The organism is Gordonia desulfuricans NBRC 100010 (assembly GCF_001485495.1).
Classification (GTDB): domain Bacteria; phylum Actinomycetota; class Actinomycetes; order Mycobacteriales; family Mycobacteriaceae; genus Gordonia; species Gordonia desulfuricans.
In genome coordinates this window covers 1-12,234 of the sequence record NZ_BCNF01000030.1, presented here as the reverse complement: position 1 = coordinate 12,234, position 12,234 = coordinate 1, and the positions used below count along the sequence as shown (strand labels likewise).

Below are 12,234 nucleotides of genomic sequence, written 5' to 3'. Positions count from 1 at the left end.
AACTATCGCACGACGATCGGAACATACGGATCCCGCTGGACCCGAACCGATCACAGGGAATCGGAAACCGATCACGCCGGACGGTAGGGGATCGAGTCGCTGCGGGTGGGGTCGATGTGGATGGACCGGCCGAGCTGCGGGAAGGCCCGCTGGGTGCAGGCCGGCCGGTCACAGACCTTGCAGCCGGCCCCGATCGGGACGACGGTGCGTTCGTCGGCGAGGTCGATCCCGGTGGAGTAGACGAGGCGGTCGGCGTGGACGAGGTCGCAGCCGAGGCCGATCGCGAAACTCTTCTGCGGGGCCAGGAACCCGCGGTGCTCGTCGGTGGTGCGGGCAAGCCAGAAATAGGAGCGTCCGTCGGGCATCTGGGAGACCTGCGTGACGATCCGGCCCGGGGTGGCGAATGCATCGTGCACCACCCACAGCGGGCAGCTGCCACCGACCCGGGAGAAATGGAAGGCGGTGGCCGACTGCCGCTTCGAGATGTTCCCGGCCCGGTCGGTGCGGACGAAGATGAACGGTATGCCCCGACTGCCGGGGCGCTGCAGCGTCGACAGGCGATGGCAGACGGTCTCGAAGCCGACGTCGAAACCCAGCCCGAGGAGTTCGATGTCGTAGCGGGCGTGCGCGGCGGCGGCCCGGAACTGCTCATAGGGCAGCAGCAGCGCCCCGGCGAAGTAGTTGGCCAGGCCGATCCGGGCGACCGGGACGGTGGCCGGTGCGAGCCCCGGTGACGACGCGATCAGGGCGTCGATCACACCGGACTGTTCGAGCAGGGCCAGCTGGGTGGCCAGCTGAAAGGCCCGCTGCCCGGACGAGAGCCGCCCGGCCAGATGCACGGTGCGCCCGACGATGTCGAAGCGTCGTTTCGGGACGGCGACGGCGGCGATCGGATCGGGTTCGTGGGTGATCGACACCCGGATGCCGTGGCGGCGAGAGAGCAGCTCGGCCAGCTGCAGATCGAGCCCGCCGACGGTCAGTCCCTCGGTGGTGAACAGATCCTCGGCCGCCTCGTCGAGCTCGCCCACGTAGTTCTTGCGGTCGTAGAAGAAGTCGCGGACCTCCTCGAACGGCATCGGATCGCCGGGGGTGGTCGGGTCGTCGACGCGGGCGCGGTGGGTCTCGAGTTCACCGTTGGCGGCGGTGAGGCGGCGGTGCAAGGTCACCAGGGTGCGGCCGATCTCGGGCATCCGGCCGACGAGTTCGGTGATCTCGGCACGCGAGACGTCGCCGTCGGCGGTGGCGGCGAGTACCTCGGCCAGGTCGGCGACCAGGCGCGCATCGGAATCGGCGGCGAAGTAGTCGGCGTCGAGATCGAACTCGCGGGCCAGCGCGAGCAACACCGGCACGGTGATCGGACGCTGGTCGTTCTCGAGCTGGTTGACGTAGCTCGTGGACTTCTCGATCCGGCGGGCGAGGGCTGCCTGGGACAGACCCCGCTCGTCGCGCAACCGCCGTAGTCGCGGGCCCACGAACAACTTCGCCATGGCACACATGCTAACCGGCACAGTGTTCACAACGTTCGCAAAATGGTGCCGACAGATCCGCCGAAATACGCATTTGCCAGCACTTTCGCTGGTCCATGTGGTCTGCGTACGGTGCGAACATGATCATTCACGACGTACGAGCACGCCGCAGTTCCGACGACTTCCCGCAGTCCGAACACCTCGCCCAGAAGATCGCCCGGGTGGCCGTCGACCCGGTCGCGGTCCCGGCCGACACCGCGGAGATGATCATCAACCGCATCATCGACAACGCCGCCGTCAGTGCCGCGTCGGTGATCCGCCGTCCGGTCACCTCCGCCCGCGCCCAGGCGCTGGCCCATCCGCACGGTCCGGGCGGATCGGGTGCGGGTGTGTTCGGTGTCGGCGGCAACGTCTCGCCGGAGTGGGCGGCCTGGGCCAACGGCGTCGCGGTTCGTGAGCTCGACTTCCACGACACCTTCCTGGCCGCCGAGTACTCGCACCCCGGTGACAACATCCCGGCGCTGGTGGCCGTCGCACAGCACGTCGGTGCCGGTGGCGCCGACCTGATCCGCGGCCTGGCCACCGCCTACGAGATCCAGATCGACCTGGTGCGCGGGATGTGCCTGCACGAGCACAAGATCGACCACGTCGCCCACCTCGGGCCGTCGGTCGCCGCCGGCCTGGGCACCATGCTCGGCCTCGACGAGGAGACCATCTACCAGGCGATCGGCCAGGCACTGCACCTGACCACCGCGACCCGCCAGTCGCGCAAGGGCCTGATCTCCAGCTGGAAGGCCTACGCCCCGGCGCACGCCGGCAAGATCGCCGTGGAGGCCGTCGACCGCGCCATGCGCGGGGAGGGTGCGCCCGCCCCGATCTGGGAGGGCGAGGACGGCGTGATCGCATGGCTGCTGGGCGGATTCGACGCGGTCTACCAGATCCCGCTGCCCGGTGAGGGCGAGGCCAAGCGCGCCATCCTGGACAGCTACACCAAGGAGCACTCGGCCGAGTACCAGAGCCAGGCCCCGATCGACTTGGCCCGCCGGATGCGTGACCGTGTCGGCAACCTCGACGACATCGAGTCCATCGTCCTGCACACCAGCCATCACACCCACTATGTGATCGGCACCGGCTCGGGTGACCCGCAGAAGTTCGATCCGTCGGCCAGCCGCGAGACCCTCGACCACTCGGTGATGTACATCTTCGCCGTCGCCCTGCAGGACGGCGCGTGGCATCACGAGACCTCGTACGCGCCGGAGCGGGCCAACCGCCCCGACACCATCGAGCTGTGGAACAAGATCTCCACCGTCGAGGATCCGGAGTGGACCCGTCGCTACCACTCGACCGATCCCGCCGAGAAGGCCTTCGGTGCCAAGGCCGTGATCACGCTGAAGAACGGTGAGGTGATCACCGACGAGCTGGCCGTCGCCGACGCGCACCCGCTCGGTGCCCGCCCGTTCGCCCGCGCCCAGTACGAGACCAAGTTCACCACCATGGCCGACGGCGTGATCGAGGCCGACGAGCAGCAGCGGTTCCTGGCCGCCGCCGCCCGCGTCGGCGAGCTCGGTGCCGGTGAACTCGGTGAGCTGAACCTGCTGGTCGCCCCGAACGTGCTCGACAAGGCTCCGACCGTCGGCAAGGGGATCTTCTGATGAGCGCGCTGTTCTCCTCGGGTGTCTCCGACACCGACAAGCGCAAGGCACTGCGTGCCGGGCTGGCCTCCGGCGAGCTGCAGCGGTGGCCGGGGGCGTTCTCCCCGCTGGTCGCCAAGCTGATCGCCGACGTCGGGTTCGAGGGCGTCTACGTCTCCGGCGCGGTGCTCTCGGCCGACCTGGGCCTGCCCGACATCGGACTGACCACCCTCACCGAGGTGGCCGCCCGCGGATCGCAGATCGCCCACGCCACGGATCTGCCCGCCCTGATCGACGCCGACACCGGCTTCGGTGAGCCGATGAGCGCCGCCCGCACCATCGCGGCACTCGAGGACGCCGGCCTGGCCGGCTGCCACCTCGAGGACCAGGTCAACCCCAAGCGGTGCGGCCACCTCGACGGCAAGGACGTGGTGCCGACCGACACCATGATCAAGCGGCTGCGGGCCGCGGTGTCGGCACGGCGGGACGAGAACTTCGTCATCTGCGCCCGCACCGACGCCCGGGCGATCGAGGGTATCGACGCCGCCATCGACCGCGCCAGGGCCTACGCCGACGCCGGTGCCGACCTGATCTTCACCGAGGCGCTTCGTGACCTCGGTGAGTTCGAACGGTTCCGTGCCGCGGTCGACGTGCCGCTGCTGGCGAACATGACCGAGTTCGGCAAGTCCGATCTCCTGACCGCCGACCAGCTCCGCGACGTCGGCTACAACGCGGTGATCTACCCGGTCACCACGCTGCGGATCGCGATGGGGGCGGTGGAGCGCGGACTGCGCGAGATCGCCTCGGCCGGAACACAATCCGGACTCCTCGACGGGATGCAGCATCGCAGTCGGCTCTACGAACTGCTTCGTTACGCCGACTACAACGATTTCGATTCCGATCTCTTCACGCTCGAAGGAGTCCGATCATGAATTCCGTTGCAGCACCCAACGAAACGGCCACGCCGACCATCCACAAGGGGCTCGCCGGGGTCGTCGTCGACACCACCGCGATCTCCAAGGTGGTGCCCGAGACCAACTCCCTGACCTACCGCGGATATGCGGTGCAGGATCTGGCAGCCAGGTGTTCGTTCGAACAGGTCGCGTATCTGCTCTGGTACGGCGAGCTGCCCGCCGATGCCGAACTCGCGGCATTCACCCAGCGCGAGAGGGCAAACCGACGGATCGATCGGTCGACCGCCGCGCTGCTGTCGCGGATGCCCGAGACCTGCCACCCGATGGACGTCGTGCGGACCGCGATCAGCTTCCTCGGGACCGAGGACCCGGCGGAGGACGATTCGTCACCGGAGGCCAACCTCGACAAGGCGCTGCGGATGCTCGCGGTGCTGCCCACGATCGTCGCCGCGGACATGCGCCGGCGCCGTGGATTGGATCCCATTGCGCCGCATCACGGACTGGGATACGCGGAGAACTTCCTGAATATGTGCTTCGGAGAGGTGCCCGACCGAGTGATCGTCCGGGCATTCGAGAAGTCGATGGTCCTCTACGCCGAACACAGCTTCAATGCTTCGACATTCGCCGCCCGCGTGGTGACGTCCACCCAGTCGGACATCTACAGCGCGGTCACCGCGGCGATCGGTGCGTTGAAGGGATCGCTGCATGGAGGTGCCAATGAGGCGGTCATGTACGACATGATCGAGATCGACCGTCCCGAACGTGCATCCGAATGGCTCACAAGCAAACTCGATCGTCGTGAGAAGGTCATGGGCTTCGGTCACCGGGTCTACAAGAACGGTGACTCGCGGGTGCCGACGATGAAGGAGGCGCTCACCGAGGTGTCGCGTCATCTCGGTGACACACGGTGGCTGCAGATCTACGGTGAGCTCGAGACGGTGATGGTCGAGCGGACCGGCATCAAGCCGAACCTCGACTTCCCCACAGGCCCCGCCTATCACTTGATGGGATTCGAAATCGATTCCTTCACACCGATTTTCGTGATGAGCAGGATCACCGGATGGACCGCGCATATCATCGAACAAACGGCCGCGAATGCATTGATCCGGCCGCTCAGTTCCTACGACGGACCGCCACAACGTGCGTTGTCGGCGTAGCCGACGACGGTGATCGCATAAGGGCTGCTGCGCACGCATCCGCGCCGTCGGGATATGGTCGGCGCGGAGCGTGTGTCCAGCAAGGCTGAAGCAGGAGCAGGGGTTTAGGACATGTTCGACAAGGTATTGGTGGCCAATCGTGGCGAGATCGCCATTCGAGGCTTTCGTGCGGCCGTGGAGCTCGGTGCCCAGACGGTGGCCGTGTTTCCCTACGAGGATCGCAATTCGCTGCATCGGCTGAAGGCCGACGAGTCGTACCAGATCGGTGTGCCCGGGCATCCGGTGCGCGCATATCTGTCGGTCGACGAGATCGTGTCGGCGGCGGTGCGGTGCGGTGCGGACGCGGTGTACCCGGGATACGGATTCCTCTCGGAGAACCCGGGGCTGGCACGGGCATGTGCGGAGGCCGGCATCACCTTCGTCGGACCGAGCGCCGATGTGCTGGATCTGACCGGAAACAAGGCCGAGGCGATCGCCGCGGCCCGGGCGGCGGGTCTACCGGTGCTCGCGTCGTCGGAACCGTCCTCGGATGTCGAGGAACTGGTGGCGGCGTCGTCGTCGATGCAGTTCCCGGTGTTCGTCAAGGCCGTCGCCGGTGGCGGTGGCCGCGGGATGCGGCGGGTCGACGACCCGAAGGATCTGCGGGAGGCGATCGGCGCGGCCTCGCGTGAGGCCGAATCGGCCTTCGGTGACGCGACGGTGTTCCTGGAGCAGGCGGTGATCAATCCCCGCCACATCGAGGTCCAGATCCTCGCCGACACCCACGGCAACGTCATCCACCTCTACGAGCGCGACTGCAGCGTGCAGCGCCGCCACCAGAAGGTGGTGGAGCTGGCCCCGGCCCCGAACCTCGACCCGGCGCTGCGGGACAAGATCTGCTCCGACGCGGTCGCGTTCGCCAAGCAGATCGGCTACTCGTGTGCGGGCACGGTGGAGTTCCTGGTCGACGAGCAGGGCCGGCATGTGTTCATCGAGATGAACCCGCGGATCCAGGTCGAACACACGGTCACCGAGGAGATCACCGACGTCGACCTGGTGGGCGCCCAGCTGCGGGTGGCCTCGGGGGAGACCCTGGCCGATCTGGGGTTGTCCCAGGATGCAATCGAGATCCATGGCGCGGCGATGCAGTGCCGGATCACCACCGAGGACCCGACGGCCGGGTTCCGACCGGACGTGGGCCGGATCACCGCCTATCGCACCCCCGGTGGTGCCGGTATCCGCCTGGACGGCGGGGCCAACCTCGGCGGCGAGGTCAGCGGGCACTTCGACTCGATGCTGGTCAAGCTGACCTGTCGTGGCCGCGATTTCGCGACCGCGGTGCGTCGCGCCCGACGGGCGCTGGCGGAGTTCCGGATTCGTGGTGTGGCCACCAACATCCCGTTCCTGCAGGCGGTGCTCGACGACCCGGACTTCCGGGCCGGACATGTGACCACCTCGTTCATCGAGGAACGGCCGTGGCTGCTGAACTCGCGGTCGTCGGCCAACCGCGGTACCCGCATCCTTCGTTACCTGGCCGATGTGACGGTCAACAAGCCGCACGGGGAACGCCCGACCACGGTGTACCCGCGGGACAAGCTGCCCGCCGTCGACCGTGACCTGCTGGCCACCCCGCCGGCCGGATCGCGGCAACGTCTGCTCGAACTCGGCCCCGAAGGTTTCGCCCGTGCCCTGCGTGAGCAGAAGGGGGTGGCCGTCACCGACACCACCTTCCGTGATGCGCACCAGTCGTTGCTGGCCACCCGGGTCCGCACGTCCGGACTGTTGACGGTGGCCCCGTATGTGGCGGCCCTGACCCCGCAGCTGCTGAGTGTGGAGTGCTGGGGCGGGGCGACCTACGATGTGGCGCTGCGTTTCCTCAAAGAGGACCCGTGGGAGCGGTTGGCGCAGCTGCGCGAGACGATGCCCAACATCAACCTGCAGATGCTGCTGCGTGGTGCCAACACCGTCGGCTACACCCCGTACCCGACCAAGGTGACCTCGACGTTCGTCGCCGAGGCCGCTCAGACCGGTGTGGACATCTTCCGGATCTTCGACGCGCTCAACAACATCGAGCAGATGCGTCCGGCGATCGACGCGGTCCGCGAGACCGGGACCACGATCGCCGAGGTCGCGATGAGCTACACCGGTGACCTGGCGAATCCGGCCGAGGACCTCTACACCCTCGACTACTACCTGCGGTTGGCCGAACAGATCGTCGACGCCGGTGCACATGTGCTGGCGATCAAGGACATGGCCGGACTGTTGAAGGCGCCGGCGGCGACCAAGCTGATCACCGCCCTGCGCGCCAACTTCGACCTGCCGATCCACGTCCACACCCACGACACCCCGGGCGGACAGCTGGCCACCTATCTGGCGGCGGTGCAGGCTGGTGCCGACGCGGTCGACGGCGCCTCGGCGGCGTTGGCCGGGACCACCAGCCAGCCCGCGTTGTCGGCGATCGTGGCCGCCTTCGCCAACACCGAACACGACACCGGACTCGACCTGCGTGCGGTGTGTGACCTGGAACCGTTCTGGGAGGCGATCCGAAAGGTGTACGCGCCGTTCGAGTCCGGGCTTCCCGCCCCGACCGGACGCGTCTACAACCACGAGATCCCGGGTGGTCAGCTGTCGAATCTGCGGCAGCAGGCCATCGCGCTCGGGCTGGGGAACCGGTTCGAGGCCGTCGAGGACGCCTACGCCGCCGCCGACGGCATGCTCGGCCGGCTGATCAAGGTGACCCCGTCGTCGAAGGTGGTCGGTGACCTCGCGTTGGCGTTGGTGGGTCAGGGGATCGATCCCGAGGACTTCGCCGCCCACCCCGATTCCTACGACATCCCCGATTCGGTGGTCGGGTTCTTGCGTGGTGAACTCGGTGACCCGGCCGGTGGCTGGCCGGAACCGATGCGGACCAAGGCCCTCGAGGGGCGTTCCCCGGCACAGCCGGTCGCCGAGTTGTCCGAGGAGGACTCCGCGGCCCTCGACCAGCCCGGCCGTAAACGGCAGGAAACGTTGAACCGCTTGCTGTTCCCCGGTCCCACCCGCGAGTTCGAGGAGCACTTCGAGCAGTACGGCGACACCTCCCGGTTGTCGGCGAACCAGTTCTTCTACGGTCTGCGGTACGGCGAGGAACACCGCGTCGAGCTCGAACCCGGTGTGGAACTGCTCATCGGTCTCGAGGCGATCAGCGATGCCGACGACCGCGGTATGCGCACGGTGATGTGTGTGCTCAACGGCCAGCTACGGCCGGTCCAGGTGCGCGACAAGTCGGTCGATTCCACCGTCGAGGCCGCCGAGAAGGCCGACCGGTCCAACCCCGGATCGGTGGGCGCACCGTTCGCCGGTGTGGTGTCGGTGTCGGTGGCGGTCGGTGACGAGGTCGTCGCGGGTGCGGCGATCGGCACCATCGAGGCGATGAAGATGGAGGCCACCATCACCGCTCCGGTGGCCGGCAAGGTCACCCGTGTGGCGATCGGCCCGGTCACCGGCGTCGCCCCGGGCGATCTGCTGATCGAGATCGGCTGACGCCACCAGGATCCGATGACGCCCCCTACGACGATCACTCGTCGTAGGGGGCGTCATCTGTTCACCCGGTTCGTGATCGGTGGCCGGGCAGTGGATCTCACCGCTTTCGGCCATTCGACCTGGCAGGCGGGCGTCCGGTCCGTCGGCCGGGGCGCCCGCCTGCGCCGAGTGGGTATCAGTTGCCGAAGTAGCTGACGTCGTCGTTGCCGATCAGGTCCGGCACGGTCCAGCCGTCGAGGTCGTACTCGGCCAGGCAGGCCTCGGCGAGACCCTTCATCTGGTCCACGCCGCCGCGGTTCTGCGCCGCGAACAGCAACTCGGCCTTGACGTTCTCGTGGTTGCCCGAGTAGTTGCGCTCGTACAGTTCGTGGCGACCACCGAACTCGCTGCCGATCGAATCCCACAGCGCCTTCATCACCTTGACGCGGTCGACGGCGGTGATCCCGTCGGAACCGCGCACATACTTGTCGAGGTAGGGGCGCACGTCAGGGCTCTTGAAGTCGGCGGCACTCGACGGCAGGTAGATCAGACCCGACGCCACGTCCTGCTCGATGATCTCCTTGATCCGCGGGTAGCCCTGCATCATGAACATCCGGTAGATCAGGCCGTACTCGAGGCGCGGGATGACGGTGTCGCCGATCCACGGCTCCGGGTTGTGGGCCATGGCGTCGGTGATCGTCCAGAACAGGTTGCGCCAGCCGATGACCTCGCCGACGCGTGTCTGCACACCGCGGAATCCGCCGGAGCCGGTGCAGTCGAGTGCCTTCATCAGCAGGCCGGCGATGAAGTCGAGCTTCACCGCGAGACGGGTACATCCCTGGAAGGTGAACCGCGGCAGGAAGCCGGACTGCGGGAAGAACGCGTTGATGCGCTCGACGTCGCCGTACATGAAGACGTTCTCCCACGGCACGAGCACCTTGTCGAAGACGAAGATGGTGTCGTTCTCGTCCATCCGGCTCGACAACGGGTAGTCGAACGGCGAGCCCATCACCGCGGCGTGCTGGGTGTAGGACGACCGGCAGATCAGCTTGATGCCGGGTGCGTCCATCGGGACGGTGCAGATCAGTGCGAATTCCTTCTTCTTGATCGGCAGACCGTAGTGCGCGATGAAGTTGTAGTTGGTGATCGCCGAGCCGGTGGCCACCACCTTCGCACCCGAGACGATGAGGCCGGCGTCGGTCTCCTTCTCGACCTTCATGAACACGTCGCCGACCTCGTCCGGCGGGAGCTGACGGTCCACCGGCGGGTTGATGATGGCGTGGTTCCAGTACAGGACCTTCTCCTGCGACTCCCGGTACCAGCGTTCGGCGTTGGCCTCGAACGGCGCGTAGAGGTCCTTGTTGGCGTGCAGGGTGCCCAGGAACGATGCCTTGTAGTCGGGGGAGCGGCCCATCCAGCCGTAGGTCATGCGTGCCCACTCGGCGATCGCATCGCGCTCGACGATCAGATCCGCGCTGGACTTCGGCGCCTTGAAGAACGGCATGGTGACGCCGCCGTTGCCGGTGTCGGTGGAGGTGGTGACCTTGTCGCGGGTGGCCGGGTCGTGCATCGAGTCGTACAGACGGGCGGTCATGCGGATCGGATTGCGGAACGCCGGATGTGTGGTGACATCCTTGACCCGTTCGCCGTGCAGCCAGATCTCGCGGCCGTCCTTGAGGGACTCGATGTACTCGTCACCGGTCATCGGACGCGACGCGAAGTTCTTGGTCTGGTTGGCGGGGCTGTCGGCGGCGGGATTGGTCTGCGGTGCACCGTTCTCGTCGGTTTCGGGGCGTTCGATGGTGGTCACGATTGATACCTCTTTCTGATGGATCTGTCGAAACTCGTTATGAATCAGGCGGGTACGGAGGGCTGGGCCGAATGCTGTTCGCGGGTCAGATGAAAGGGTGTGAAGGTGGTGTTGGAGTCGAACCAGCCCGAGTGCGGGTCGTCGGCGCACAGGCTCCACGCCGACGTCGAACTGGGTTCGCCGAGGTCATGAAAGGTGCTGCGGTAGTAGAGCAGTGGTGACTTTCCGGATGCCTCCGCCTCGACGATCTCGCCGATGAAGATGATGTGGTCGCCGCCGTCGTAGCTGCGCCAGGGCTTGCAGCTGAGGACTGCTGCGCTGCCCTTCAGGATCGGGGCGCACGGGCCGTCGGCCCAGGTGGGTCCGGGTTCAGTGGGGCGTCCGGCGAAGTGCATCGCGATGTCGAGCTGGTCGGCGGCGAGGATGTTCACCGCAAACGGTGCATCGGACAAGTAGCTGCACGCCTTGGACTTTCGGGTCAGGGTCACCTGGCACAGCCGCGGCTCCAGCGAGACCGCGGTGAAGGCCGTGACCGTGGCACCGTGTGGTTGCCCGTCGGTGTTGGTGCACGTGATCACCGTGACGCCACTGGCGAAGTGTCCGAAGATGTTCTGTAGCTGCTTCTTCTCCATTGTGGTTCGCCTTTCCTCTGGAGCAGAATGTGAGGTAGAACATAGGTCGACCCCGCGCCGTTGACGAGCCGCTGAACGCGACGTCCATCCGAAAAGCGCAGTCGAGTGAAAAGACCGGATCTCCGGTCGCGGTGAGCGGGGTCGGGAGGTGACATGAGGTGACGGTCGAACGAATCGGGATCGCCGGCGACGGCGGCTGGGACATGGTGTCCGACGCGGTGTCGGAGGCGTACTTTCCGCACGAGCTCCGGCCGCGTGAGGCACACGAGCCGGAGCGGTCGGTGGATGTCGCGGTGACGGTGGTCGGCCAGTTACGGATCGCGCGGATCGGCTGGGGTGCCGAGGTGGCGGTCCGATCCGACCATCCCGGTGCCTATGGCATCAACGTGCCGCTGGGCGGCGTACTGGAGACCACGGTGGCGGGCCGCACCGTGGTGTCGACGAGTGGACTGGCCACCGTGAACCCGCCGGACATGCCCTCGGACATCACGCGGTGGTCGAGTGGGTGCACCATCGTCGGCGTCAAGATCGCCCGCGACCTCGTGCAACGGGAGGCGGTGCGGATCTCCGGTGACACCGACGCGCAGATCCCCGGGCAGGTCGACCTGTCGCGGCCCGAGGCGGCGAGCTGGTTTCGGCTGGTGCGCTCGGTGGCCACACAGCCCGCCGACGATCCGTTGCTCGCCAATCCGCTCGTCGCCGATCAGCTGGCGGCATCGTTGACCGACGCATTCCTGCTCGCGGCGTTGCCCGGGCCGGAGGCGGTCGGTGCGCCACGCCCGAGGATCGTCACCCGCGTGCTCGACGCGATGCGTGCCGATCCGGCACGTGCGTGGACGGCCGGCGACATGGCCGAGGTGGCCGGGGTGAGTGTGCGCCGGCTCCAAGAGGGTTTCCGCGAGTACGTGGGGAAGACGCCTCGAGAATGCCTCACCGACTTGCGACTGCGTGGTGTCTACGACGAGTTGGCCGCGGGGGCATCGGATTCGGTGACCGACATCGCGATCCGGTGGGGATTCACCCACTCCGGTCGCTTCGCGAGTGCATTCCGCAAACGCTATGGCCTCACCCCGTCGCAGGTCATGCGGGAGACGTAGATGAGCCGACGAGGAGCGTAGCGAGGGCACCGACATCGTCGACTCAC

At 67.1% G+C, this 12,234-nt stretch carries 8 protein-coding genes; 5 read left to right on the top strand and 3 right to left on the bottom strand.

The window, feature by feature from the left end; genetic code table 11:
• Nucleotides 1-71: 71 nt before the first annotated feature.
• Complete coding sequence (locus tag GD1_RS04835) at nt 72-1,487, bottom strand: short-chain fatty acyl-CoA regulator family protein (RefSeq protein ID WP_059036036.1); 1,416 nt, start codon at nt 1,485-1,487, stop codon at nt 72-74.
• A 119-nt stretch (nt 1,488-1,606) separates the two neighbouring features.
• Here GD1_RS04835 and prpD point away from each other — a divergent pair, with 119 nt between their 5' ends.
• From prpD to GD1_RS04815, 4 genes are all read left to right on the top strand, one after another.
• A complete protein-coding gene (prpD, locus tag GD1_RS04830) occupies nt 1,607-3,118 on the top strand; it encodes a 2-methylcitrate dehydratase PrpD (RefSeq protein WP_059036051.1) in 1,512 nt (503 codons plus the stop codon).
• Nucleotides 3,118-4,029 (top strand): methylisocitrate lyase, encoded by a 912-nt coding sequence (gene prpB / locus GD1_RS04825; RefSeq protein WP_059036034.1) that lies wholly within the window; start codon nt 3,118-3,120, stop codon nt 4,027-4,029. The genes prpD and prpB overlap by 1 nt, the downstream gene beginning before the upstream one ends.
• Nucleotides 4,026-5,168: a bifunctional 2-methylcitrate synthase/citrate synthase gene (locus tag GD1_RS04820; RefSeq protein WP_059036033.1), complete on the top strand. Its 1,143-nt coding sequence runs from the start codon at nt 4,026-4,028 to the stop codon at nt 5,166-5,168. The genes prpB and GD1_RS04820 overlap by 4 nt, the downstream gene beginning before the upstream one ends.
• A 111-nt stretch (nt 5,169-5,279) precedes the next feature.
• Nucleotides 5,280-8,669: a pyruvate carboxylase gene (locus tag GD1_RS04815; RefSeq protein WP_059036030.1), complete on the top strand. Its 3,390-nt coding sequence runs from the start codon at nt 5,280-5,282 to the stop codon at nt 8,667-8,669.
• A gap of 175 nt (nt 8,670-8,844) precedes the next feature.
• Here the strand turns inward: GD1_RS04815 and GD1_RS04810 are convergent, their stop codons facing one another.
• Nucleotides 8,845-10,458 carry a 4-hydroxyphenylacetate 3-hydroxylase family protein gene (locus tag GD1_RS04810; RefSeq protein WP_053776091.1) on the bottom strand — a complete coding sequence of 538 codons (1,614 nt, stop codon included), beginning with the start codon at nt 10,456-10,458 and terminating at the stop codon, nt 8,845-8,847.
• A 44-nt stretch (nt 10,459-10,502) separates the two neighbouring features.
• Complete coding sequence (locus GD1_RS04805; protein ID WP_059036028.1) at nt 10,503-11,090, bottom strand: flavin reductase family protein; 588 nt, start codon at nt 11,088-11,090, stop codon at nt 10,503-10,505.
• A gap of 203 nt (nt 11,091-11,293) precedes the next feature.
• Between GD1_RS04805 and GD1_RS04800 the strand changes: the two genes are divergently transcribed.
• Nucleotides 11,294-12,187: an AraC family transcriptional regulator gene (locus GD1_RS04800; protein ID WP_059036049.1), complete on the top strand. Its 894-nt coding sequence runs from the start codon at nt 11,294-11,296 to the stop codon at nt 12,185-12,187.
• Nucleotides 12,188-12,234: the final 47 nt, after the last annotated feature.